This window comes from Hyphomicrobium sp., assembly GCF_036262015.1.
Classification (GTDB): Bacteria; Pseudomonadota; Alphaproteobacteria; order Rhizobiales; family Hyphomicrobiaceae; genus Hyphomicrobium_C.
Genome location: NZ_DATAJR010000008.1, coordinates 1 through 25,570 on the forward strand (window position 1 = coordinate 1; position 25,570 = coordinate 25,570).

Genomic DNA, 25,570 nt, shown 5'->3' on the forward strand with positions numbered 1-25,570 from the left:
CGAGCGTATAGTGGTTTCGACGAGCGAACGTGCCGATCGCCTTTCCGATGTCGCTGAGCGGCTTGTTCGCGCCAATCTGCCTGATGCCCGTCCACATAGCCCGTCGCCCATCACGGCAAAGCCGCTCGATCGCTTTGGAGAAATGATATTGATGCCCGATCGTCGCCCGTAAGCGGACCTGACCTGCTGATGCAGCAAGACGAGACGACAAGTGCCGCCGATGGCCGCTATTGGGACGGACCGCCGGTTCACGCTCGACGACCCTCGCCCGTCGCTCTAGTCCGGAAACCGCCATGGGGGCTATCCGCGCTCAGGGCGAGAAGCGGACGCCGACACGCCGCTCTGGGTCCGCCTCGACCGAGCCGGTTCCCCTAGAATCTGACGATCGCGCCGGACATGACAATGTCCAGGTTTTCGAGCGGCTCGGAGACCTGCTCGATCCCCGATCCCGCGAGCGTAACGTCCGCGCTATACTGCCGATAGAACACATAGAGCTTGGTGTTGGCCGCTTCGATGTCCTGCGTGATCCCCACGCTCCACGACGTCACCGTGCTTGAAGCGATGCCCGCATCGACGCCGATGGAATTGATCGCATCGCTTGCTGGCACTGCGAGACGCGCATTCGCGCCGCCATCCATCCGGTAGTATTGGCCAAACAGCGTCGTCGCGCCCATGTCTAGCCACGGCCTCTGGATGCCGGCCTCGAGTGCAAAAAAGGTGCTCTCGGATTGCGCTTCGATCCCGGCGAACACCGACGCGTAGGACGCGGTGTGGTCTTCGAACCACCCGCCCGCAACGTTGCCGTAGAGGCCGGTCTGTCGGTGCATGATGCTGAGCGAGCCGCCGAGCATCTCGCATTCGGCATCGCTCGGAGCGCGGGGGACATTGGTCGCCACGCATTGGATGCTGACCTCGTCGCCGGCGTCTTTGGATTGGCCGTAGCCGATCCTCCCTTCGACAGTGAAATCTGAGATGTCACCCAGGTACTGGATGCTCGCGTCCCACGCATCATCGGCGCCCCAGGCCAAGCTTGCGAAAAACCCGGAGATCGTCGGCGTGATGTAGCGAATGCCCATCTGCGCATCGCCTTCGCCGGGTTGATTGCCGGTGTGCTTGAGCAAGCGTCGCCAGGTCACGTCGCTGAGGGCAGGCGTGGTCTCTGAGCGTAAGCGCAAGCCGAGGCCACTGTCTTCCACGTCCGAATATTTTGCGCCGCGTCGGGTATCGGCGAGGTTGGCTTCCGTGATCTCTTCCAGAGAGGTCACGACGCGCCCTATCTGAACTGTTCCAAGCCTCTTGCTGGCGGCACCCCACCACGCGCGGCGGGAGTGCATCCCGGAGGTGATCTCGGTTTGATCGCTGCGCTTCGAATTGGCGGAGCGGATGCCGAGCTCGAGCAGGAAAATGGCCGATAGATCCGCGTTGATCTCGGACTTGCCGCGCAATCCGATGCGCGTGCGCGACGCGTCGTTGGTGACGAAATAAGCGTTGCGTTCGTAGCCGTCATTCCAGGCCATGACCGCCTGGTTGACGTGGCCATAGAGCGTGAGGGCTGTCTTTGAGTTGCCCTTCGCAGCCGCCGCAGCTTCGAGTTCCGCGATGCGCGCATCGAGGTCCGCACAGCAGGCCGAGGAATCTTCAGCTATCGCCGTCTGACCGCTTAGAAGCAGGCAGGATGCAACGACCTTCCAACGCCTCGCACGTGAACGCCCCACTAGCTTTCCAATCCATAGCTCCCAGCGATTGACGTGATCGCGCCCGAGTGGGGTGGGATTTGCGAGTTGGAACGTATGCAACTGATCCTGACGTGCGGCTGACAATCTCCGCTCGACCGGGAAGATTTGGCGCGTATCTACGGTAGGGAAGGAAGTCCAGTCGCGCCGGAACGCTGTTACGCAATGCGGTATAGGCGCATCCCTCCATGCGACTACCTCAGGTGTGATCCCCCGCTATAATACGCAGGGACGGTCTTTGATCGCTGCGCCTATTGTCGAGAAGCGACTTCACGTATCCGCAATGGGTCATTCCCCGCCCCTCGGCCGTCGCCCTTAGTGTCCGCTCGCTATCAATCAGTGCGCTTGAGCAGGGAGGCGCTATCGGCGCCAGCCTTCGACATCGCCGATTTCCGCTTCTGGGACGGACCGCCGTTTCCCGCGTCCTAAGACGCTAGGCAGCAGAGATCCAAAACCAGTCATCTGGTCGGCGACGTTACGGGCCAGGAGCCGACATCCGCCAACGCGCCGCGCGATTGGCTTATCGGATTGTTCCATCCCAGAAGCGGACATTCTCGAGTGTGAGCAGCGCGACAACTTGTGCTGGCAAACGATGTCTGCATCCGGCTGGCGACCGGGCGTGCCGTTCAGCTGACATACGTTCCATCCTGGGCTGCCGTCTGCGGCATGACGTAGCCAAGTCTGGTCTAGCTGACGGGCGCAGAAACATTCCGATATGAAATTCCGCTGCATAGATAAGTTTAGACATACTTGAACTTAGCGCCGCAACGATTGACCGGCACATTGGGTTCTCCACCCGCTGGAGAACCGCAATGCCAGCACTCATACGTGTCGGAACAGTACTTTCTCTCAGTTTCGTGCTGGTCACGATCTGGTCCGCTGTGATCTACGCGCAAGAACGCGAACATGATCGCAGGATCTTGATCAAAGTTTCCGTTGACACAGTGCGGGAAAGCCAGATCGACAGCACGATCGTCGGTATGGGTACGGCAGCTGCCTGGAGGGAAATGCCCATCAGCTCCGAAGCCGGTGGATTGACCATTTTCGAGATTTACGCAGACGAAGGAGACAGCGTCGAACAGGGGCAAGTCCTGGCGCGACTCAATCAAAGTCTTCTCCGGGTGCAGATCGACCAGAATGAGGCAGCCGTCGCCGAGGCCGAGGCCGCCTTTGTGCGGCTCGTGGCGCCGGTAGTCGACCCAACATCTCGCCAGGGCACCGTACGCATTGGACTGTCCTCGGATACCGAATTGAAACCGGGAATGTTTGTCCGCGTCGAAATCGAGGCCGGCGGGGCAGCCGCGCTGACGGTTCCGCTCAAGGCTCTGGTCTGGCGCGCCGGAAAGGCAGGCGTATTCACCTTGAGTGACGACGGAACCGTGCTCCTCAAGGAGATCACGGTCGGACGGAAAACCAGTTCTGTCGTCGAGGTCGTGCAGGGTCTGGCGGCGGGCGAGCGCATCGTCGTCGAAGGTGCGGGGCTGTTGAATGACGGAGAGAAGGTTCGTGCCGAAGTCGCGTCAGCCAAGCCGTTGACCAAAACCCCATGAGCCAGATCTCCGCCTGGGCCATCCGTAATCCGGTGCCCACAATCGTATTGTTTCTGCTGCTGTCGTTGTCGGGAGTCGTGAGCTTCTCGAAACTGCGCATCAACGATATGCCAGATATCGACATCCCTGCGGTCAACGTCAGTGTCGGCAGGACCGGCGCTGCGCCCACCGAGATGGAGACGCAGATCACGCGCCTCGTAGAAGACAGTGTCTCTGGCCTTGGCAACGTCGAGCATGTCCGTTCCACGGTCACGGAAGGTCTTTCTACGACCAGTATTGAATTCACCCTGGGGACCAACATCGACCGCGCAACCGACGATGTTCGGAATGCCGTGAACTCGATACGCTCGTTCTTGCCGGCAGACGTCCACGAACCGACCGTGCAGCGGATCGATGCAACCGGTCAGCCGATCCTGACCTTCATTGTCGACGCGCCGACGATGGCGGTCGACGACCTGAGCTGGTTCGTCGACAACGATGTGGCCAAGGCGATGCTATCGGTCCGGGGCGTCTCCAAGATCGAGCGAGCGGGCGGCGTCGATCAGGAGATCCGGGTTCGGCTCGACCCCGATCGCCTCATGGCGCTCGGCATCACCGCTTTTGAAGTCTCCGAGGAACTCAGGGCGCAGAACGTCAACCAACCCGGCGGACGCATGACGCTCGGGAGCGGCGAGCAAGCGGTCAGAACGCTTGGCAGTGCCGAGAGCGTCGAGACGCTTGCGCGAACGCGTTTGGTCCTGAAAGGCGGACGCACGGTGCTGCTGTCAGAGCTCGGCGTCATAGAACGATCGTGGGCCGAGCCGCGCCAACGCGCGCGCTTCGATGATAAGGAAGTTATCGGTTTCAGTCTCTACCGCTCCGTGGGCACGGGCGAGGTCGCTGTGACCAGGGCTGTGAGATCGAAGGTGGCGGCATTCGCCGCCAAGCACCCCGAAATCGCGATCCGCGAAGTGACCTCTTCGACCGATGAGGTTATCGAGGGCTACTCCGCCGCGATCGAGGCGCTCCTCATCGGGGCGGCACTTGCCGTCTTCGTGGTCTGGCTTTTCCTGCGTGACACGCGCGCGACCCTTATTTCCACCGTGGCTCTGCCGCAGCTCGACGGCGCTGAGCCTCATCTGCGTTCCTGCGGTTTTCACCGTCATGGATGATCTCGATTTGTGGGCGCGCCGAGTTCTCGGAGCCCTCTTCGAAACTGCACAGCCCAGCCTGGCGGATACAAAATAGTGGACAGCGCGCGCCACCGCGATCAATCGACGATGATCCGACAGATCCCGAGTGAAGCCGCGACAATGCGGACCGCCTTGGTGGTGCTAATCGCCGGCGTCGCCGCTCGCCTCAGCCTTGCCGCGCTGCTCGACCCCGGTGTCGACGAAGCTTATGCCATGGCGGTCGCGACGCAGTGGCAGCTCTCCTGGTTCGACCACCCGCCGATGGTTTTCTGGTGGATCAAGATAATGAAGGTTCTCGCCGCGCCGTTCTTCGCGGACGGCGTACCTGCGATGATCATGCGCCTTCCCTTTGTTCTCGCTTTCACCGCCACCAGCGCGGTGATGTTCGATCTCGCCCGCCGCCTGTGGGGCGTGAGGGCCGGCTTGTGGACCTTGGTGGCGCTGACCATGGCGCCCTTCTTCATGGTTTCCGCCGGCTCATGGATGGTACCTGACGGGCCATTGGTGCTGTTCCTTGCCCTGACCGCCCGATTGCTCGCCGAGATCTTGTTCTTCGCTCCAGACGCGGCGCGCGAACGGCGGCTGTGGCTTGCTGCCGGCCTCACGCTCGGTCTCTCCGGCCTGTCAAAATATCACGCCGCATTGTTCGCACTCGGCGCTCTAGCCTTCGTCCTCGCCAGCCCCCACCGCCGGCGGCTAGTCACTCCTGCACCATGGCTGGCCACCTTGATTGTCTGCATCTTGGTATCACCGGTGCTGATCTGGAATGCCACGAACGACTGGGTGTCGATACTCTTCCAGTCCTCGCGCGGCGCCGCCCGCGAGGGCACGAACTGGTCCGGTCTGGCGCGCGCGGTGCTTGGACAGATGGCATACCTTGGCCCTTGGGTCCTTGTCGGCGCGGTTGTCGCTGCCGTCTCGCGGCTGCGGGTTGACCGCACCTTCGCCGGTCCGAGCGGTTTCCTGTTGGCGCTCGCTTTGCCGTCGATCCTCGTCTTCACTGCCGTGCCACTGTGGGGGGGAGAAGCGCTACCACATTGGCAAATGCCGGGTTGGCTGTTCCTGCTGCCAATCCTCGGCTGCGCCATCGCCGAGATTGAGGCACAGCGCGGTAAAGGTTTGCACCTCGTTCGCGGCTTCGTTGCTTGCGCCACCGCGGTACTCCTCCTTGCGATTTCCGCCGTGATAATATTCCGAACCCTTCCGCCGTCGCCGGCAACCGTCGCCCGCCTAGGAATCAACGGCTTCCTGAGTGAATCGGTGACATGGCGCGGCCTCACAGCCAGTCTCACCGCGCGGGGCCTGCTGGCGGCAGACCCACCATCGACGGTGACGCAAGGACGGCCGCTGGTCGTCGCCTTCCGTTGGATCGATGCTGCTCGCCTCGCCGAAGCACTCGGAAACCGGGCAACCATTGCGGTGTTCGACAACGATCCGCGTGGATTTGCGTTCATCTCCGACCCGGCCGACTGGCTGGGCCACGACATCCTGCTGATCGGCCGGCCGAAGACTTTCTCTCGCGGACTAGAGGCGGTGCGACATCTGTTTGACCATATTGATCGCCAGGCCCCGATCCAGGTGAAGGCCGGCGACGCGACGCTGTTTGAAGCCCAAGTGGCGATCGGCCGCTTCCTCAAGTCGCCCTATTTTCTACCCTACCCTCGTCGCCGATGAGGCAAGCGCCGAATGAATGCATGCCCGCGTACTCAATCAGTTCCGCGCGTCTCGTCCACGGCGCGCCTGTAAATGTCGTCAGTGCGGATGATATCATCCTCGCCGAGGTAGGTGCCGATCTGCACCTCGATAAGATCCAGAGGGACCTTTCCCGGGTTCTCCAGGCGATGCCACTGCGCTGAGAAAATATAGGCACTCTCGTTCTCGCACACGAGTCTCTCGATGCCATCGATAACGACCTTGGCCGTGCCATGCACCACGATCCAATGCTCGGAGCGATGATGGTGCATCTGCATGGAAAGCTTGCCTCCGGGCTTGACGTGCAAGTGCTTCACCTGAAAACGGTGACCAACGCTCAACGTTTCAAAAAATCCCCACGGGCGGTAACTGCGCACGTGCTCCGCATGCTCTGTCCGATTCAGACGCTTTATGTCCTCGACGATCTTGGAGACATCCTGCGAGCGGCTCTTGTCAGCGACGAGCAGCGCATCCGGAGTATCGACAATGACGAGATCCTTGATCCCGATGGTGGCGACGAGCCTCCTCTCGGAATGCACATAACAGCTCGTCGTGTCGTTCAGAACAGTTTCGGCATGAACGTAGTTGCCGTCGGCATCGTGGGGTGCGATCTCCCACAGCGCGGTCCACGAGCCAACATCACTCCATCCGACATCAATCGGCAACATCGCAGCGAGATCCGTCCGCTCAAGCAACGCACGGTCGATCGAAATCGTTGGCGAGGCGGCATAAGCCGTCGTTTCAAGTCTCAAATGCCCTAGATCCTCTTCCGCTCCGGATAGCGCCATTTCTGCTGCATCAAGGATGCGCGGCTCGAACCGCCCGAGTTCGTCCAGGAAGAAGCGCGCGTGAAGAACGATGATGCCGCTATTCCAGTAGAAGCCGCCCTCTCCGAAATAGGATTGGGCCGTCATAACGTCCGGCTTCTCGAAAAACGCATCGACATTCCAGGCGCCACCGCCGAATCCTTCGATGGGAGCGCCACGGCGGATGTAGCCGTACCCCGTGCGCGGTTCGTTGGGCTCAATGCCGAACAGCACTATCCGTCCTGTCGCCGCAACGCGTGCCGCGCGTTTGACGTGCTCGACGAACCGCACCTCGTCGTTGATCATCTGATCGGACGGCATGACGACCAGAGTGGCACCCGGGCTCTCGCGCACAACGGAGAGCGCGGCTACCGCAATGGCCGCCGCGGTGTTTCGCGACATAGGCTCGACGATAATGGCGTGTGGCGACACCTGCAGGCGCTCTAGCTCCTCTTTGACAAGGAAGCGGTGATCGTTGTGGCAAAGAAGGATCGGCGCTTCGAAGCCCGCATCGATCTTCAAGCGCCCGAGCGCCGCGCCGAGTAGGCTCGAGCTCGGTCCATCAAAGAATTTGATGAACTGCTTCGGATACATTAACCGCGACAGCGGCCATAGCTGTGTATCGTATCCACCCGAAAGAATGACGGGGAAGATCGCTGTCACTCAATTTCTCCTTTGCCCGATCTTCCGAAGAGCATGCATCAGCTTTCCGAGATGTCTGACACTTGCGACGACAAGGAGGTGTACCAAGGGGGTGCTTTCGCCCACGGATACCCGTGCCGTACCTCGCCATAACCGAGGTTGAAGAGCTTGCGCATATAAGCCTTGTCGAATGGCTCTTCCGTGTGCCGGCACGGGCATGTCCGAATCCCTTTCGTCGCGGAGGAAAAAAAGCTGCCCGACGGTGCCTCCATCCGCATGCATTTCCTGAAAGTCGCGGCTGTCGACGGTCACTTTGATGAGGACCGGCGGAACCACACCGGGCACGGCCGCTGATGCGAGCAACACCTGCCGAGACAGATAGATGCGATCCGGGTTGGTGCTGGCCGCGCGATAGCTCCCAGGTTCCAGATCACCTGATGTTCGGCTTCCACATTTGTCGTCGCAACCAGCAGGCGCCGGCCGCGCGCATGTTCTCTGGCGATTTCGTCCACAAGTTCGCTGTTGACGTAGTGAGCCAGAAAATCCTCAACGCCGCTGGCGTCGACGAGTGACGGACCACCGAGGGCTGCCGAGAATATCTGTGGGGTTCCGAGGTCGTCGGTTTTATAGCGGGTGTAGATTTCCTCAAGACGCGTGTCATAGACCGGACCTAAGAACACGAACGGTGCAGCGAGGGCACCCGCGCTCACACCCGTTGCGACATCAAAAGTGGGACGACCACCGCGCGCTGTCCAGCCGACCAGCAATCCTGCGCCGTATGCACCATCCCCACCGCCGCCTGGCAACGCCAGGTAGTTCCGCGATGGCGCTCCCTTTCCACCGCCCGACCCAGACGAGAAGGCGAACAAGGTCGAGGCATCGATTTCCAATACATTCGCATCTCCCCACATGCGGATATGCGAATAGCCCACGACCTGGGCTCGCGCGACGGCAGCCTCTGGCACAGGCGTGTACGCAAGCGTCGAGACGCAACCGGCAATCGCCAAGGCTCGAGGTCGGAAGCGCCTCAGGTTTATGCACTCGATACGCATGATGCACGCACGTTCCTCATACAAGCCGACACCGGTGTCGGCCCGGGCTTAGCGGGCGGCGGAAAATCCGTTCTGATACTTGAGCACCCTTTGGCGGAAAGGGCGGCTTCGAGCCGATCGACCTTGGCACGCTCTTCCCGTAGCTCCGCCGTGGCGGCGTATCCGGCGCCGTCAGGCCCGAACCAGCGTCCAAATGCCGACGCGATCGTCGGTGGAGGCTCCTTCCGATCCGCTTCTTTCTGCGTCTGCAGCGCGTCCATATTTTGGAGGTGCTTGGCGTAGGCGCTCGCAAGGCTTGCGCAGGTGCCGCTCTCTTTGGGGTTAGCCGAAATCTCAATGTTTCGATCCGGCGGATCACTCTCTGAGGCACGCCCCACGCCTGTCGGATCGAGCTTCTGTGACGCGCAGCCGGCAACGAGCAGCGGCACCAGCCCCGCCATCGCCAGCGAGGGCACTCCGGTGCGCCGAGCGTGACCATTGCGGATTCTGCGATTGGATTTGCGAGCCTTTGCTTTCCGTCGGGTCCGGCGCCCGCCGACCGGGACAAATCCTTCCGTTGGACTAGATCGGCCCGAGCCGGCAACGCCGCGCTGACGGGCGAATGCCTTGAGCACGATCCTGCTCCCCGAAACCCGTAGCCGATCCGATAGTAGAAGTGGCCTCCCGACTTCCCTCGCTTGGTGACGGCGCGTTCCATCGGCGCGCTGAGAGCGGAAAAATATTTGGTAAGCCGTGGATCGAGAATGTGCGAGCGCTTGAAGGAAAACATCACGGCGGGACGTCCGCGCAGCGGTTCGGCGCGGTGCCAATACCCGTACATGAGGCTGTGTTTGCCCAGGATGCCACGTCCAACGGATTTCGCTGCCCCTTCGCCATCGCCGTTGGTGTAGAAGGCGAGTTGGCTCGCAACGTTGTAGGTATCCAGGCCGATTATGAGCGGTTCGCGGCCGGTCTCCTGCATCACCTCATGCTCCAGGTCGGCAGCCTCACGCCCGAATTCGCTCCAGGCGACCGGCGCTTCCGGCAAGCGCAGTGGATACCCCACACCTGGAATTCCCGACGCGAGGTAATTCAGGATGAAGCCGTACGCCACGAGGCTGATAGCGATCGTGGGCGCCCACACGCGATGCATTGCGCGTGAGAGGGCTGATGAACACTTGGCGGCAGAAACGATAGACGCCGAGACGGCAGGAAGGACGGCGAGCCAGACCGGGCCCGTCCAGTTGAGCTTCGCGTCACGCGCCAAACTGAACACGAAGAAGACGAAAAGCGGAACCAGCGTAAAGACGAGGATGAAGCGCGAGACGCGATGCGCATCCTCGTCTGGTGACGGCACGGCCTCAAGCCGGCGAAGGTCCCACAGCACTGCCGCGGCAGTGACCAGCACCGTCGGGGTAAGCAGGATTACAGAGTTGAAGAGCATCATCGGCAGCGAGAACTCGAATGCCGACCCCATGCGCCGCGCACCTTGGAAATAGAACGATGCCAGGCCGTGTTCCAGGTTCCAGTAGATGACGGGCGAGAAGATCAAGAACGCCAATAGACCGGCGACATACGGCTCAGGCCGCCTCAGCCAAACTCTTGCCTGCGCGTCGACCAGGAGAAATAACAACACGGCAGGCCCCAACAGCGCTGCGGTGTATTTCGAAAGCATTCCCAGCCCAATGCAGATGCCGACACTCCACCATGCATTGCGTCGACCGCCGATCAGCGCGCGCTCGAGGAAATAGAGCGCACCTGCCCAACTCGCCACCAACGGCGCATCGGGAGTCATCAGGAAGCTCGTTGCGAAATAGAACGGCAGGACCGCTGCGAGAAGCAGGGTTACGAACGCGGCCGACTTACCGAACAGCCGATGCGTTAGCCGAAAGCTGAAGAAAGCGGTTGCAAACCAGCCGAGCCACGCTGGGATGCGCACGCCGAGTTCGTTATCGCCGAATACGCTGGTGCTGGTCCAGATCAACCACGCGACCATCGGCGGATGGTCGAGATAGCCAAGATCGACATGCTCAGAATAGTTCCAGTAATACGCCTCCTGAGGCAATAGATCGACAAAACCGAGAAACAAAAGCCGCAGGACCACGACATAGCCGACGATGCCGATGGCTGCGAACCGCCAGCGGATTTCGGCTGGAACGCGTGGATTGACAGACGGAAATACAAAGAACGCTGAGCCGAGATAGTTGACGATGGCAGCGGCCCCGATGGCGCATAACACTGCGACCAACGGCTGCAAGCCCAAAACGCCTGTCGCAAACACCAGCACGCCGCCGCGAATTGCGAGCGCCAAAAGACATATGGTTAGAAACCGCACGAAACGCTTGCTTGCGACCTCCTGGCGCGAGCCTGCTCCTTCGGCGAACGCCCATCGCGCGTTCAGAAAATAATTTGAGACGGTGGCGACAAAGAAGCTCGCGATATGAGCCGTAACCATCGTCGCGCCGAGGACGGAAAGCGTTTGGAAAGCGAGGAGGTCAACAGCCATGCCCAGTAGGCCGACTGTCGCAAAGCGAGCCGCACCGCCGGTCGATACGGCCCCGCCAGCCAAAGCAAACAGACGACGTGCATAAGCTACCAGCTGTGCTTTGCTGATCTTGGACTGTCCGTGCGTACGGTCCCGGAAGGTGATGGGGATCTCGCTCACTGTCATCGCACTGCCGCCCTGTGCGATGATTTCAAGTCCTATCTTGAACCCTGCCGCCTCCGGATCGATCGCCAACAGCCGGTTGCGGCGCACGGCGAAATAGCCGGACATGGGGTCTTTGAGCTCGGTCAACGGCCATGCGAGCAGCGCGCCAAGTCGCGAAAGAATCTGCCGCTGCATGGGCCAACCCTGTGTCGATCCACCCGGTACGTGGCGGCTGCCCACGACCATATCGCTCGCCCCTTCAATCACGGGTTCGACAAGATCCCGAATACGATCAGGCGGGTGACTGAAGTCGGCATCCATGACGACGGCGACATCCCCAGAGGCGAGTGCGGCAGCCGCGAGGACATCGCCTGCGAGACCACGCTTTCCGCCCCCCTGGATCAAACGAACGTTGGCCACGTCTTCCCAGGCCCGAACCCTATCGACGGTTCCATCCGTGGAGCCTCCATCGGCGACGAGTATTTCGAACTCCAAGCCGCGCCCGGACTTTCCAATGATCGCGGCCAGCAGAGAATCGACGTTGTCGACCTCATTCAACGTCGGCACGATAATCGACACGAGTGCGGTACTTCCCGCACGGTGCGCCATGTCCATTGGTTCGGGAGTCAAAGGTGGCTGCATCGGAGAAGCTCATCGCTCTCTGGTTTGGGAACTACGGTTGATAAACTGAGAGGCTGTGCGCCAGCGCTTTACTGCGCCGGCTTGGCGCCGCTATCGGTCCACTCTGGCGGCAAACCGAGCTGCTCCCCGACCATGCCCACCACACCCGGCGCACGACCGTAGTCTTCGCAAGCCGCGTATTTCGGAGCGAGACCCATCGTCGAATTGATTTTTTGCCAGGACGGCAGGGTTGGAAGGTTTATGCCGTCGCCGAACGGGCTCTCGCCTTTGCTGAGAAGTTCGGAAAAGTCATTCGAAAATTCATAGGCCAAGTCGTACGCGTCGCTCGCCTTGGACGCTTTTGGTGAGCTGAAAAACGCCGTCGCGCCGCGTCCCCAAAGCATGGATGCCTGTTGCTGGCCGGACGGATTCACGGCCTCGGCCTCGATCGATAGATTGCCCAGTCCGATTGGAACGCGCGGCACCGGCACCGGAACGTTCACGTTGACGAAATTCATGCCCAGCGAAGCGGCGGCCGATACCCCGGCTGCGATTTCGTCGGTTTCGGTTGCCTGAGTGACTGCCGCTCGAACCGTCAGGTCTGCCGCCTCATGCAGCGTCACGACTTTGAACCGATCGCTCAGATTGACGCACAACGAGCGATTGATGGCGTTCGCGACCACCTCGCGCTGTTCATTGGAGAGCTTCGGCGAGACGGTTGAAGAGAATACCGTCGGCACGATTTTGATCGTCTTGGCGGCAAGGACCTGCTCCTTGTTTACGTGCAGGCGCGATTTGGTGAGCATTCCGTCGGACTGCTTCATAGAATCGTACGATGACAGCCCGAAGCCTTGCACGAGCGGAGCGGTGGCGCAGGCGGGTAGAAACATGACCAGGGCCAGCATAGAGAGGCGCACATGATTAAGGGGCGACGCTTGCATTGCTCGCCTCCTTGTCGTCTGCTTCTCTCGAGTGTGACTGGCTCTGCTCGGGCGCTCCGGTGTGATCCACCCAAGTGCTCCAAAATGAGGCCGTTGTTCTGACGTCTTTAGCAGACGACATCGCCGATGCCGCCGCGAACGCGACAAGGATACCGAAGGTCATCCAATGGAAGCTCAATGGCTTGCCCTCGAGAAGGAGAGCCCGAGCCTGGCCGTCGGTATGATTGCTGGCAGCCGCATCGCCGGTAGTAATCCGACGTAACCCAACAAGAAATCGCATCCGGTCCCCCTGATCGTTGGCGTGAGTTACCGGTAGCGCCGTCTCGTGGCTAAAACTGCTTCTCCAGATGTCCGAATGTTTCTATCCGGTTGGAAATTATGTCGAAGCATGTCTTCCAAGGTCTCAGACAGCCTTTGACACAAAAAAGTTGCGACCTCTCGCTAGGGAAGCGCCAGTTAACCCCAAGACCACCAATCGATCGCGGCTGACCATGATCACCCACCCACAGATTCTTATCGTCGATGACGATGCAGAAATCCGAAAACTCATCGCGCGCTACATGGCAGAACAAGGCTTCCGCGTTTTGGTCGCATCAAAGTGCGCCGAAGTGCACGAAAGGATTGTGACCAATCAAATCGATCTCATCGTTCTGGATGTGATGCTACCCGACGGTTCAGGATTGGACCTTTGTCGCGATTTGCGCGCATCGCGTTCGAGCATACCGATCATCCTGCTGACTGCATTGAAAGAGGACGTCGATCGTATCATTGGCCTTGAGATCGGCGCGGATGATTACTTGGGCAAGCCCTTCAATCCGCGCGAGCTTGTGGCCCGTGTTCGCGCAGTCCTCCGGCGAGGTGTGAACTCAGCCTCCGAGCCTCTGGAAACGGGGTTCTACCATTTCGAGGGCATGGTGGCGGATCCGTCAATTCGTTCCGTCACCGACGCCAACGGAACAGATGTCCCGCTGACCGGCGCCGAGTTTGACCTCCTCATGACATTTCTTCACCGTCCGGGCCGCGTGCTGTCGCGTGATCAATTGCTCGATCTGACGCATGGCAACGACGGTGAGGTCCTGGACCGCTCGATTGACGTGCTGATCAGCCGTCTTCGACGCAAGCTGGCCGACGGCGGCGCAGCACAGATCTTCAAGACGATCCGCAACGGAGGGTACCAACTCGCCGCGAAGGTCCGTGTTTTGGACAAACCGAGATGAACACCCTGCGGGCGAAGATCGCTCTGCTCCTTGTCACCTCGATCGTCTCAGTAATGGTATTGATCACCCTGGCGGTGATGTACATTTTCGCGACACCCAAGGATATGGAAGTCGACTTGCTCGCCAAGCAGCTCATAATATTAGATCGGCTTGGGAGGCAAAACCCCGAGGCAGAGGGTCTATCGCGACATCCCGATACAGGTGCACTTGATAAGGAACAAACCGAACTGATGCGTGCCGGCACTATGCGATTTGGGGTGCCCGTCGACGTCACCGTTACGCATAAGGCGGATGACGGCCGATTTAGCATCGCGTCGATACGCGTCGGGTCTCAGAGCTGGCTCCTTGTAGATATTGATCCTCCCTCAGACCCCGAATTGTGGGTTTGGATTACACTTATCACAATTGGTGCCGGCTCGATTGCGGTTTTCGCAGCCCATCGCATGACCAAACCTCTGGCGCTCCTTGAAAGTGCGGCCGAGTCGGTCAGACCAGACGGGAGCTTTCCGACCCTCTCTGAACAAGGACCAGCGGAGGTACGGGCGACCGCTGCTGCGATCAACTCGCTTTCCTCTCGCTTGAAACGCGCCACCGAAAGCCGGATGCGGCTTGTCGCGGCTGCCGGTCACGATTTTCGCACTCCCCTGACACGCATGAGGCTGCGTGCAGAATTTGTCACGGACGACGAGGATCGAGCGTTATGGCTCAAGGACATCGAGGAGCTCGATCGGATCGCCGACAGCGCCATCGAGCTTGTCCGAGATGAAACGACGAAGGCTCCGCCAGAACTCATTCGGCTGGACGACCTCGTCAAGAACATCGTAGCGGAGTTGCAGGAACAGAATCTTGCGATCGAGGTGGCAGACGCCGGCGAAGCATACGTCAAGGCCAGCCGCTTGGCTTTGAGCCGCGCATTGCGCAACCTTTTCATCAATGCAGCGACCCATGGCGAGAGGGGCGTTGTAAGCGTTACGGGAGGCTCGACGGCACGGATTGTGGTCTCCGACCGGGGACCTGGCATCGCAGCAGACTTGTTGGATCAAGTGTTCGAGCCGTTCTTCCGCGCCGACAGGGCGCGTGGCCAGAAAGTGCCCGGTGCTGGGCTGGGCCTCACGATTTCGCGCGAGATCGTCCGCAGAGACGGCGGAGACATCAGGATTGCCAATCAACCAAACGGCGGCTTGGTTCAAGTTGTCGAGTTGCCAACGGCAGATCCGCAGCTGAAGTGACCGGTATCGGAGAATTAGCTCGGATCCGTTTGCGGCCAATGTCTGCTTCCAGCATGAAAGCCGCAACCGCGCCCCGAGGCGCCGACGTGCGTGTTTGTCACCCCCGGCGATCAAATTACGGGCGTTTCCGCGCACAAGTTCAAGGCGGGCTTCGACTACTGGCTCACGCGTCAGTGGCGATTTGGGGCGGATTTGATCGCAGCGAGCAGCCAGTTCTTCTTCAGCGACAATTCAAACCTGAATGCGCCCCTCGGCGGCTATGCGAAGGTCAACCTGCTCGGAATTGCCGCTGTAGGTACGCGGCGCCTTACTTGCCAGATGGCTGGCCACTAGTCCGTTCAGGGGCACTGGCGGTCGTTCGATGCGGCAGATGGACGTCTGCTCTTCACCCCGTTGTGGACCTAGATGCCAGACGCACAACGCGGGTGGTCATCTAGTTCGACGATGTCCGCTCCTGGGACTTTGCGGTCGATGTCGGCCGGCAGCAAAGCCGAGTTAGGAGACGTGGGCCCACCAGAGGCAGCGGCTCGCGTTGATGGCACGGGAATGTCTGCATTGCCTTACAGAGCGGAAATGGTCGACCTGACGCTTGGGGCCAACAACCGATCAGCGTAACGAGATGCGGTGCAGGGGCTCACGGTTGAGGATTGTTTCGTCCATGATCCTGTTCTGGGGTTGCGGGATGTCGAGCACAATGCGGTAGCGCGCCTTGCCGTCAAGTAGGTGCTGAATGGCGTCGTTCACCTTAGCGATCGGGAGGTGCTCGGTCTGCGGCACGATGTTGTGGCGGGCGCAGAACTCGAGCATTAGCTGCGACGTAACCGGCGCACCGTTGGGCGAGCCTGAGACGCTGTCCTGGCCCATGATCGCCACAGAGGAGCGGTGCCGCCTCCTTGGCATCGACGCCATCGGGAATCGGGATAGCCCACGTCCATTGGGCGCGCACCTTCTCGGCAAAGCTGCCATGGCGGCCGACGATGGTTTCCGTGTGGGTTGCGCAGAGGTTCTGATCCCCATTGAGGCAGGGCTGGCAATGCATGCAGCTTGAAGCGACCCAACCCACGCGGACGCGCTGGCCTACTTTGAGCTCCTTGGCGTTCGAACAAGGCGCCGTGACCGCCCCGATCACCTCGTGTCCCGGCACGAGCGAGTAGGCGGTCATGCTCCTTTCGTTGTGCATCATGGAGACGTCGGAGTGGCAGATGCCGCAAGTCTCGACGGCTATCTCCACATCGTCGGCGCTGAGTGGCCCCGTATCTTGTCGGCCGCCTTCGGAGGCTGTCGAATCCGGCAGGCATCAAACGTCGTTGCGTCTGCGTTATATACATGCATATATCACCCGATGATGCCGGGGGGCATCGAGTATCGCGTGGGGGAAGTGATGTCGCGGCGTGTGTTTGCCGCTGCAGCGATGGCTGCGTGCGTTCTTCAAAACAAGTCAGAGTCAATTTCAGCACAGCGAGTGCGCCGTTCCGGCAGCGCTTCAAGCGCTGGAGAGCCCGCGCATGCGCGGCCTGCCAGCATACGGTCTTCGGACGAGGGAAGGGGGTTCAGAACCGCGTGAGCGCCGTGACCGGCCTTCGCAGCGTGATTTGGCGCCATCGCATCCGCTACCGACGGCTCAAGCTCAGCGAGACCAAATTGTAAGTGGCGACGATCATCCGAGGGGCGGCCCGGGTGTTCGGCACGAGATCGATTGAGCAGGGGCCCAACAACAAATCTATGCGGTGAGCCACGGTGACCACCGCGCACTACCACTGGGAGCGTTGCGTATGAGAGAAGTAAAGTTCGCACTAGCTGCTGCATTGATACTAACGCCCATGACGGCGCTGGCGCAGCAAGCAAAGCCTGATGAGACCGTTCAAACTCTCCCGCCCGTGACTGTGGTGACCAAGGCAAAACCGAAAACGACCAACGCCAAAGTTGCGAAGAAGCCCGCAGTCAAACCGATGCCGCAAAGCAGCACCGCAGAGAACGCAAATGCGCCGCTCAATGGCGGCGACAACGCATTGCCGCAGTCCGTGACGAGCCAAGTCGTCGGCGGCGTAATTGTGACTGATCCGGATCTCGGCCGGGTCAGCAGCGTAACGCACGAGGGCCTCACGCTTCTCGGTGGCGGAGCCCAGACAAGCTTCTATCAAGCTGCCAACATATTGCCGTCCGTCAATGTGGAGAGCCCCGATCCCTACGGCCTTAGCGCGACGCGCAACATCAATATTGCGGGTAAGTCAGACTTTCACCTTTCCCGCAATATCAACGGCCTCCCCGTCGCGGGCATCGTGGGCGGCGCCGATCTCTATGACCTTGAGAACATCTATCGTCTGGACGTCTATCGAGGGCCGATTCCGGCTGACAAGAGCCTCGGAATGTCCAACGCATCTGGCGTGATCGATCAGATCATTCTCGGGCCGCAAGACAAACCATCGAACTTCATCGAGCAAAGCTTCGGGTCTTGGGATTTTAGCAAGACATTTGCGCGTTTCGACAGCGGCCTGCTGAGCACGGGAACGAAATTCTTCGTTTCGGGATCGACCACAGATGCGGATAAATGGACGGGTGTTGGCGACAACTCGCGCGACAACGCCGCGTTGGGCTGGAGCCAGACTTTTGGAGACGCCCTGAAGGTTGACGTCAATGCCGTATACAACAAGTTCGACGGCAATCCTTATCGTGCCCTCCGCTACGATCAGATTCTCAATCTCAAGGCCAATTACAAGTTCGACTACAACAGCACGTTGACTGGAAACTCAGCGACCGACGTCAACTACTACAAATTCAATCGCTCGAGCTCTGAGACCTACGCGCTTCAAGCAAACATCGACTATGAGTTTGCCGAGGGGCAGCACGTTGTGTTCAAGCCCTACTATTGGAACAACGACGGCGTGCAGTATTCCGCCGCCGGCAGCAACGTCCAGATTTGGCGCCAGGAGAACGATAACGTTGGCGGAGTGCTCGAATACAATGGCCACTTCGGAACTGGGACGGATCTCGCCGTCGGTTACTGGTGGCAGTCCATGGCGCCGCCGCCGCCGCCGACCGACCAGCGTCGCTTCAAGGTCACTCCGTCTGGAGAGCTGGCATTCGATCGTTGGAGCACGATCGCCAGGATCGACGACTTCGTCGTCAACAGCCCTTATGCCCAGCTAACGCAGGCCTTCGGGTCAATCACCGTCACCGGTGGACTGCGCTACATGAGCCTCGGCGCACCCGACATGCAGTATTACAACGGGGCGGGCGTGCCTGATGGTACCTTGGACGATGCTCTGGCTACCAATCCGGCACTTCTACCCGGCGCATCCGTGGCCGCGCACGACTACAACGAGTTCCTTCCGAACATCGCCATCACCAAGGATTTCGGCGCCGGGTGGAGCGCGAACATCGCGTACGGTCGGAACTTCGGACGGCCGGACTGGGGTCCGCAGGCGAGCAACTACATTTCGAACCGTGTCGCCTTCCAAGCCAAAGGCATCTCGCTCCAGGATCTCGTTGACAAAGTGAAGCCCGAGATTGCCGATCAGTTCGCCGCCCAAGTCAGCTTCCAAGGATACGGCCTGACGATCATACCCTCCGTTTTCTATGCAGAGCACACCAACAAGCAGGTGAAGGTGATCGATCCCGGCATCGGTCCCAACATTGCCTACTATGAAGGAACCGGATCGAGCACGGAGTACGGCGCCGAATTGCAGGTCGCTTATCAGTTCGGGTCGGAACTCTTTATCTTCGGATCGGGAACGCTCGCGTCCGAGACGTTCGATGCCGACACCCCAACGCTGGGCGGCGGCGCGCTTCTTGAGACCAAAGGAAAGCAGATCCCCAACACGCCCCAGACGATGCTCAAAGGCGGCCTGACCTATAGCTGGAATGGTCTCTCCTTCACGCCGGTTGTCCGATACATCGGAGAACGTTACGGCGACGCGGCGAATATTCAAAAGGTCTCCGCGCATACGGTTGCCGATTTCACGGTCGCCTACGACGCCACGCACCTGTTCGGCTTGGAAGAGGTGACAATGAAGCTCGGTGTCGTGAACGTGTTTGACAGCAAGTACATCTCGCAGATCGCGCCGAACGACTTCGACCTGAGCTCAAACGCGCAGTATTACGTTGGTGCCCCGCGTACCTTCGTTGGCACCGTCGCGGTGAAATTCTGAAGACGAGACGAACGGAGCATCACCGATGCTTCATTCGTATGTTTCTGGGAACGCCAGCATGTTCTTGATCCAAACGACCGCTCGTCGAGTTGCCGCGCTATGGCTCTCTCTTGTCTTAGTGGCAGCGACCGGCGCTTCCCCGGTTCATGCTGAACGCCTCGTCACGGACATGGCTGGACGCACGGTCAAGGTGCCGGACAAGGTCGCGCGCGTGGCAACCATCGGGCCGGTTCCCGTCCTGAACAGCTTTGTGTTTGCCATGGGAGAAGCGGCGACGATCGCCAACAATCTGCCGCCGAACCTCGGAGGCTCACGGTGGCGATTCCAGTATGTCGTCGCGCCGCAGATCGCAACGCTGCCCGTCATTCAAAGTGGCGAAGGTCCGAGCGTCGAGGGTGTCGCTCAAGTCGCGCCCGATGTCGTGTTGACCATGGATCGTCCCACCATCGATCTGGTGGAGCGGACGCGCACGCCGGCGATCTATTTGGCATGGCGTGAGCCGGACGACGTGAAGGCCGCAATGCGTCTGCTCGGCGCCTTGTATGATAGGCCGGATGCCGCCGAAGCCTATTGCCGATACTTCGACGAGACGCTGGCCAAGGTGAGCGCCCGCACTGACGCACTGCGTGACGCTCAGCGGCCGCGCGTTCTTTATGCCAACCTCAAAAATTTGACGCAGCCGCATCGCATCGCAGAGTGGTGGATCGCAAAGGCCGGCGGGAAGAGCGTCACTGACGATGGCCGCACCAGTGAGGCGTTCAACTTCTCCATCGAGCAGGTTCTGCATTGGGACCCCGAGGTGATCGTCGTCAGCGCGGCGCACGAGATTGCGGATGCGTACGCCGATGCGAGGATCGCCGGCGTGTCTGCCATCAAGAACCGCCGTGTGTACGCCGTGCCGATGGGCGCGCATGTTTGGGGAAATCGAACGGCCGAGCAACCGCTGACCATTCTATGGGCTGCCAAAGCGTTCCACCCTGAGCTTTTCAAGGATGTCGCGATCAGCGAGGAGGTGCGCGCCTTCTACGCCAACTTCTTCAAATCCAAACTCAGCGACAATGACATCGATGTGATCTTGGAGGGCCGGGCCGGTGAGCACTGAAACGGGAACCGGACCCTCAGTGCCCCATGGCGATTGGGCGCCTGAGCCTTCGTCCGAGTGCGCAACACCGAACGTATCGAGATTTCGCATTGGCCTTTCGGGATGCGGCGGCGGGCTGGAATCGATCTCCTCATCGAGGCTGCTCGATTTCGCCGAAAAGGTGGAAGGCTGGGGGTTCGACGGGCTATGGCTGAACGAGGAGCACTTCCAGGGCAGCATCGTCGAAGTCGAGGGGCGCCGATGCCATTCGCCGCTCATCCTGGCTAGCGCAATTCTGGCTCGCACCCGCAAGTTGCGCGTCGGCTTCTCAGTCCTGCTGCTTCCACTTCACCATCCCGTTCGTCTCGCCGAGGAGATCGCGACGCTCGACGTGCTGTCCGACGGCCGGGTTGATTTCGGCATCTCGCGGGGCGGAAATGGCCGCTATCTCGAGGTGTATGGTGTCGCGCCCGAAAGCGTGGAGGAGCGCTTCCAATCGACGCTGCAGTTTGCGCTCCAGGCGTGGCAGGACGGTACAATGACGTTCGGCGGAAACGCCTACTCCATCGAGCCGAAACCGGTCCAACGGCCCCACCCTCCCGTCTTCATCGGAACTTATTCCGACGAGATGGCTGCCTGGACGGCGCGCGAAGGGCACGCGGTCATTTGCCATGGCATCACCAGCATGGACAACCAACGCCGCTTGGTGAGAGCGTTCAAAGACGCCGGAGGCGACGTGCGCCGGGTTCCATTCGGGCGATTTGTGTATGTGAGCGAGTCGGACGCAAGCGCGCGCCAGGAGCTTTGGCCAACGGTGCTGAAACTTACCGAACGGCTTAGAGGCTTCGGACTGTTCAATCGCAAGGGCGTCGTCGCCGAGCGCGATCTCGATCCGGAGGTCTTCTACAGCGAGATGGTCGTTGCGGGCAGCCCGGAAAGTTGCGCCCAGCAGGTTATCGCGCTTCATGACGAACTAGGCGTGACGTATCTCAATGCCCTGAGCGCGTTCTTCGGATTTCTGCCGCTCGAGCTTCTCGAGAAGTCGCTGGCTCTCATGGGTACTGAGCTCCGACCACGCGTAGAGCGTGCGCTGGCGGCCGGGATCCGGCCATGAGACGGCAGCGCGTATTCGCAATTGGCGCGCTGTTGATTCTGGCGCTCTTTGGCATGATGGCCGTGTCGCTCGCTATCGGCCGTTATCCGCTGAGCCTCGCAGACATCTGGGAATTTCTTCAAGCGTCGGTCGGTCTGCACGAGCTTGCGCCCGAACGCTACGCGCTGCTCTACAACATCATCGTCGAGATCCGCCTGCCGCGTCTCCTCGCCGCCGTGTTGATCGGGGCGGCGCTTGCCATCTCCGGCGCCTCATTTCAGGCCGTCTTTCGAAACCCGCTGGTCTCTCCAGGCATCCTCGGCGTGCTCGGAGGGGCGAGTTTCGGAGCGGCACTTGGTTTGCTGATTTCGGAGCAATGGATGGTGGTTCAGCTGCTTGCCTTCGTCATGGCCCTTCTTGCCGTCGGATTCGGCGTTTTCATCGCCAATCTTTTCGGCCCAGGCACGATGGTGACGCTCGTTCTCGGCGGGATCATCAGCGGCGCATTGTTCACCGCTCTGTTGTCGATCACCAAATACACGGCCGATCCCTACAATGAGCTGCCTGCAATCGTTTACTGGCTGATGGGCAGCCTGCAAGCTGTGGAGCTGAAGCACATTGCCGTGGTGATGGTGCCGATTCTCGCCGGCATCGTCGTGCTGACCCTGCTTGGGCATGCACTTGATGCGCTCTCGATGGGCGACGACGAAGCGCGGGCGCTTGGAGTTCCGGTCACCGCGGTTCGCTACGGTGTCATCATCATGGCCACGCTGGTCTCGGCTTTGTCGGTGTCGATTGCAGGGATCATCGGATGGGTGGGGCTCGTGGTCCCGAATTTCGCGCGTCTGGTTTTCGGACCGGCCAATGCCCGCCTGCTACCACTGAGTGCGGCCATCGGTGCGTTATTTCTTCTCAGCGCGGACTGTATAACGCGTGTTCTAACTCCGGCAGAGATTCCAATCGGGATCGTCACCGAGTTGCTCGGCATCCCCGCTTTCATACTTGTTCTGGGAAGGGCTCGGCGAGCTTGGATATAGGACCGAACAGAATAGGAGAAAATCGCGACGGCCAGTCTGGGACGTCGTCCGGCACCTTTCTCAGCGCGCGCGATATTCATTTCCGCGTTGGCAACCGGGACATCCTGAAGGGTATCGATCTTGTTATCGGTCCGGGCGAGATCATGTCGCTCCTCGGTGCCAATGGAGCCGGAAAGACGACGTTGCTGCGCGTGCTGTTGGGACTAGCCGCTCCTGCGCGTGGAGAGGTTTTTATCGACAACGCCCCCACGGCTTCGCTCCCGCGCCGCGAGGTGGCACGATCGCTGGCCTATGTGCCGCAAGTCCACATGACGCCATTCCCATACTCCGTCCGCGAAGTCGTCGCGATGGGGCGGTTGCCGCAGAAGGGCTTGTTGAGCAACCCGTCCGATCGCGATCACGACGTGGTGCAACGCGTGCTCGGACAGATCGATATTTCTCACCTCGCCGATCGCGTCTACAGCGAGATCTCAGGAGGTGAGCGCCAGCTCACGCTCATTGCGCGCGCACTCGCGCAGCAAGCCTCGATCCTGATTTTGGACGAGCCAATGGCAAACCTCGATTTCGGCTATCAGGCTTTGCTCAGCAAGCATTTGAGAGGGCTGGCCGACGACGGCCACACGATCCTTATGAGTGGCCACGATCCTCAGCTCGCTTACAGTGCATCAACCCGCATTGGGCTGCTGATCGATGGCCACCTTGAGCAGGATGGAAAGCCGGATGACGTTCTGACCGCCGCCACTATGCAAAAACTCTACGGGGTCGACGTTGAAAGCGTCGCGCTCGCTTGTGGCCGCAGGGCGTTTTTTCCAACCGGTCAGTGAGGCAGTAGCAGCGATCTCTGCACTGCCGAGTTTGCAGACATCACACGTCAGGCAAACCCGATCACTGTGGCGTGCTCCTCATATGCGCTTGCTTTATGGCGCTGCATAGGATCGGCGATCTCAAGCGCCTTGACCTCAAAGTAGAGGTCACCGCCGGCATGATGGTGGACAAAATCCGGCCGCTGTTGGCTGTCCACGCCGGTGCCGGGGTTACGCTCAAGCTTTACGCCGCGATCGGCCATTTCCAGCCAAAACGACGCTTCAGCATAAGCCTCATAGGCTTGCGCCATGGCACCAGAGATCCTCTGGGCGTTCGACAGCCTTGAGAGATTTCCTCAATACCGCGAGGAGAGCCGCGAGTGTGGTTTCAGCAAGTGCCTGTGACTGAATCTCGCCGAGTCTGCGCTCGGTGATCAGCGCAATAGGCATCGAAGCCGTCAGCCCCGACAGCATAGTCGCGATCCTAGCGTACTCCTCAGACGCGGATAATTGACGAGGGATCGATGCCAATGTTCGATTGATCCTTACCCTTCGCGTTCAGCAACGAATGTTCGGGCATAGGCGTCCTCCAAGGCTTGTGCCTCCTGATCCGTGAGTTGCTCGAACTCGCGTTGCCGCGCCCGCTGCGAAAGTCTGCCGTTGTTCTGCTTCAGCATGCGAAACAGGAGATCGATCCTCTGCTCCGGCATGTCGACGATCTGCTCGACACCCTCCTTGAACTCGTCGTAGCGGCGCAGATAGTCCGTCTCGGCTGGCAGTTCTTCCTCGATGGTCTTCCTCACACACTCAAACAAGAATTCCGTCTGAGGCGTAGCGTCGAAGTACCTGTAGAAATCGCCCGTGTCGTTCAGAACCCGCACATTGCCCTGCGGCGTAGGCTGCCATTGCACGACAGGCAGCACGCGCGTCGAATATGCTTCGAGCACGTTGCGGTACTCGTCGATGCTGTTGAGGATCGCAGACGAGACAGGGAACACGAGGCCGGGAGGATTGAACCCGCGACGGGCCAAGACGTGGTGGATCAGGTAGCGATGAATTCGGCCGTTGCCGTCCTCGAACGGGTGAACGAACACGAAGCCGAATGCCAGCACCGCCGCTCCGATGACAGGATCGAGATGCTCGGAGGCAACGCGGTCGAACTCCGACATGCCATTGATCAGGCTGCGCAGGTCTTCGTGCCGCGCGCTGATATGGTCGGGAATGGGCGCGCCAGTATCCCGGTCATGCTCGCCGACGAAACCGCCCTCATGCCTTAACCCAAGGCGAACAAATCGAGCGTCTCCGATAACGATCTGCTGGAGCCGCAGCAGTTCATCAAGATCGAGCGGCCTGCGTCCGGCCTCACCAATCGCGCGCCCCCATCGCTGGATGCGGTCTTGCGGTGGGTGTTCGCCTTCGATGACGTAGCTGGACTTTGAATCCTTCAGCAGCAGAAAAGCTGCGGTGCGCGCCAGCAGATCGCGCGGGACGTCGGCCACGACCGCTCTCGCCCGTTCTGCGAGGTTCCCCGCGACGAACTCATCAAGCTTCGCTGTCTTGAAAACGAGCGGGCAGAACTCGGGCGTACCGGGCAGATTGTTTTTGACCCGATGACGCCGCGAGTTTTCGGCGGGAACGTCCCACTGTAATTTCGGATCGAGGGCGGTGACATACGTCCCAGCTGTGGCATCCGGCAGATCTAGCCGTGCCCCCGTCAGCCACTCATAGAGGAACCAGATCCTGCGTGCATAACGCCCCGTAGGCTCTGCGCGCACGAGCGCCTCGATTCCTGCTGCGCCGACGGCAAGGAACAAGCGCTTGAGCACTGCAAGGTCCAGACCTTCGTGCTTGAGTGCAAATGTCAGGTGACCTTCGAGTGTCGCTTCCGGTGTGTAGCGCGGACCGAATATCCGCCAGCCCTGCTGCTCTGTCCGGCGGTGACGGCTGCCGATTGCGGAAAGGGTCATAGGGATCGGCACAGCAAGTCGGTAAGCGTCTATCAGCGCTGCATAGCCGGCCGGAGTCGCAGTCTCAGGCAGCCGTCTTTCGTGAAAAACGGTTACAGGACCGGCAAACTGGTTCTGCGGCGCTCGTGCCATGAAAAACGGTGCCTCTCCGTGCAAA

General features: G+C 60.2%; 21 protein-coding genes. 11 read left to right on the top strand and 10 right to left on the bottom strand.

What is annotated here, in order from left to right; translation table 11 throughout:
• Positions 1 to 371 precede the first annotated feature (371 nt).
• The gene (locus tag VHO05_RS08675) at positions 372 to 1,820 is read right to left on the bottom strand and encodes a porin (RefSeq protein WP_329646192.1); all 1,449 of its coding nucleotides are present in this window, start codon (positions 1,818 to 1,820) and stop codon (positions 372 to 374) included.
• A gap of 725 nt (positions 1,821 to 2,545) precedes the next feature.
• Between VHO05_RS08675 and VHO05_RS08680 the strand changes: the two genes are divergently transcribed.
• The 3 genes from VHO05_RS08680 to VHO05_RS08690 all read left to right on the top strand — a co-directional run bounded on the left by VHO05_RS08680 (position 2,546) and on the right by VHO05_RS08690 (position 6,129).
• Complete coding sequence (locus VHO05_RS08680) at positions 2,546 to 3,283, top strand: efflux RND transporter periplasmic adaptor subunit (RefSeq protein ID WP_329646193.1); 738 nt, start codon at positions 2,546 to 2,548, stop codon at positions 3,281 to 3,283.
• Positions 3,280 to 4,434, top strand: coding sequence for an efflux RND transporter permease subunit (locus VHO05_RS08685; RefSeq protein ID WP_329646194.1), 1,155 nt, complete (start codon positions 3,280 to 3,282; stop codon positions 4,432 to 4,434). The genes VHO05_RS08680 and VHO05_RS08685 overlap by 4 nt, the downstream gene beginning before the upstream one ends.
• Before the next feature lie 75 nt (positions 4,435 to 4,509).
• The gene (locus VHO05_RS08690) at positions 4,510 to 6,129 is read left to right on the top strand and encodes a glycosyltransferase family 39 protein (protein ID WP_329646195.1); all 1,620 of its coding nucleotides are present in this window, start codon (positions 4,510 to 4,512) and stop codon (positions 6,127 to 6,129) included.
• Between the two features lie 32 nt (positions 6,130 to 6,161).
• Here the strand turns inward: VHO05_RS08690 and VHO05_RS08695 are convergent, their stop codons facing one another.
• From VHO05_RS08695 to VHO05_RS08710, 4 genes are all read right to left on the bottom strand, one after another.
• Positions 6,162 to 7,616 carry a mannose-1-phosphate guanylyltransferase/mannose-6-phosphate isomerase gene (locus tag VHO05_RS08695; protein ID WP_329646196.1) on the bottom strand — a complete coding sequence of 485 codons (1,455 nt, stop codon included), beginning with the start codon at positions 7,614 to 7,616 and terminating at the stop codon, positions 6,162 to 6,164.
• Positions 7,617 to 7,903: 287 nt separating this feature from the next.
• On the bottom strand, positions 7,904 to 8,602 hold the full coding sequence (locus tag VHO05_RS08700) for a patatin-like phospholipase family protein (RefSeq protein ID WP_329646197.1): 699 nt from the start codon (positions 8,600 to 8,602) through the stop codon (positions 7,904 to 7,906).
• Between the two features lie 61 nt (positions 8,603 to 8,663).
• Complete coding sequence (locus tag VHO05_RS08705) at positions 8,664 to 11,918, bottom strand: glycosyltransferase family 39 protein (RefSeq protein ID WP_329646198.1); 3,255 nt, start codon at positions 11,916 to 11,918, stop codon at positions 8,664 to 8,666.
• A gap of 68 nt (positions 11,919 to 11,986) precedes the next feature.
• Positions 11,987 to 12,838 (bottom strand): DUF3313 domain-containing protein, encoded by an 852-nt coding sequence (locus tag VHO05_RS08710; RefSeq protein ID WP_329646199.1) that lies wholly within the window; start codon positions 12,836 to 12,838, stop codon positions 11,987 to 11,989.
• Positions 12,839 to 13,329: 491 nt separating this feature from the next.
• On the opposite strand from VHO05_RS08710, the gene VHO05_RS08715 reads away from it, so the two are divergent.
• From VHO05_RS08715 to VHO05_RS08725, 3 genes are all read left to right on the top strand, one after another.
• Positions 13,330 to 14,055 carry a response regulator transcription factor gene (locus VHO05_RS08715; protein ID WP_329647497.1) on the top strand — a complete coding sequence of 242 codons (726 nt, stop codon included), beginning with the start codon at positions 13,330 to 13,332 and terminating at the stop codon, positions 14,053 to 14,055.
• Positions 14,052 to 15,284, top strand: coding sequence for an ATP-binding protein (locus VHO05_RS08720; RefSeq protein ID WP_329646200.1), 1,233 nt, complete (start codon positions 14,052 to 14,054; stop codon positions 15,282 to 15,284). Before VHO05_RS08715 ends, VHO05_RS08720 begins: the two co-directional genes overlap by 4 nt.
• A gap of 90 nt (positions 15,285 to 15,374) precedes the next feature.
• Positions 15,375 to 15,617 (top strand): hypothetical protein, encoded by a 243-nt coding sequence (locus VHO05_RS08725; RefSeq protein WP_329646201.1) that lies wholly within the window; start codon positions 15,375 to 15,377, stop codon positions 15,615 to 15,617.
• A 273-nt stretch (positions 15,618 to 15,890) separates the two neighbouring features.
• On the opposite strand, the gene VHO05_RS08730 is transcribed toward VHO05_RS08725, so the two are convergent.
• Positions 15,891 to 16,148: a hypothetical protein gene (locus VHO05_RS08730; RefSeq protein ID WP_329647536.1), complete on the bottom strand. Its 258-nt coding sequence runs from the start codon at positions 16,146 to 16,148 to the stop codon at positions 15,891 to 15,893.
• Complete coding sequence (locus VHO05_RS08735) at positions 16,030 to 16,467, bottom strand: alcohol dehydrogenase catalytic domain-containing protein (protein ID WP_329646202.1); 438 nt, start codon at positions 16,465 to 16,467, stop codon at positions 16,030 to 16,032. The genes VHO05_RS08730 and VHO05_RS08735 overlap by 119 nt, the downstream gene beginning before the upstream one ends.
• Before the next feature lie 589 nt (positions 16,468 to 17,056).
• On the opposite strand from VHO05_RS08735, the gene VHO05_RS08740 reads away from it, so the two are divergent.
• Genes VHO05_RS08740 through VHO05_RS08760 form a run of 5 tightly spaced genes read left to right on the top strand, consistent with a single transcriptional unit; the run spans position 17,057 to position 23,467 of the window.
• Positions 17,057 to 19,432: a TonB-dependent receptor gene (locus tag VHO05_RS08740; protein ID WP_329646203.1), complete on the top strand. Its 2,376-nt coding sequence runs from the start codon at positions 17,057 to 17,059 to the stop codon at positions 19,430 to 19,432.
• Between the two features lie 58 nt (positions 19,433 to 19,490).
• Positions 19,491 to 20,534: an ABC transporter substrate-binding protein gene (locus VHO05_RS08745; RefSeq protein WP_329646204.1), complete on the top strand. Its 1,044-nt coding sequence runs from the start codon at positions 19,491 to 19,493 to the stop codon at positions 20,532 to 20,534.
• On the top strand, positions 20,524 to 21,627 hold the full coding sequence (locus VHO05_RS08750) for an LLM class flavin-dependent oxidoreductase (protein WP_329646205.1): 1,104 nt from the start codon (positions 20,524 to 20,526) through the stop codon (positions 21,625 to 21,627). Before VHO05_RS08745 ends, VHO05_RS08750 begins: the two co-directional genes overlap by 11 nt.
• Entirely contained in the window at positions 21,624 to 22,643 is a 1,020-nt protein-coding gene (locus tag VHO05_RS08755; RefSeq protein ID WP_329646206.1) for an iron ABC transporter permease, read from the top strand. Before VHO05_RS08750 ends, VHO05_RS08755 begins: the two co-directional genes overlap by 4 nt.
• Positions 22,634 to 23,467: an ABC transporter ATP-binding protein gene (locus tag VHO05_RS08760; protein WP_329646207.1), complete on the top strand. Its 834-nt coding sequence runs from the start codon at positions 22,634 to 22,636 to the stop codon at positions 23,465 to 23,467. The genes VHO05_RS08755 and VHO05_RS08760 overlap by 10 nt, the downstream gene beginning before the upstream one ends.
• 47 nt (positions 23,468 to 23,514) lie before the next feature.
• Here VHO05_RS08760 and VHO05_RS08765 read toward each other — a convergent pair whose 3' ends face one another.
• From VHO05_RS08765 to VHO05_RS08775, 3 genes are all read right to left on the bottom strand, one after another.
• On the bottom strand, positions 23,515 to 23,757 hold the full coding sequence (locus VHO05_RS08765) for a hypothetical protein (protein WP_329646208.1): 243 nt from the start codon (positions 23,755 to 23,757) through the stop codon (positions 23,515 to 23,517).
• Entirely contained in the window at positions 23,741 to 23,920 is a 180-nt protein-coding gene (locus tag VHO05_RS08770; protein ID WP_329646209.1) for a hypothetical protein, read from the bottom strand. Before VHO05_RS08770 ends, VHO05_RS08765 begins: the two co-directional genes overlap by 17 nt.
• Before the next feature lie 71 nt (positions 23,921 to 23,991).
• Positions 23,992 to 25,545 carry a Fic family protein gene (locus VHO05_RS08775; protein ID WP_329646210.1) on the bottom strand — a complete coding sequence of 518 codons (1,554 nt, stop codon included), beginning with the start codon at positions 25,543 to 25,545 and terminating at the stop codon, positions 23,992 to 23,994.
• Positions 25,546 to 25,570 lie beyond the last annotated feature (25 nt).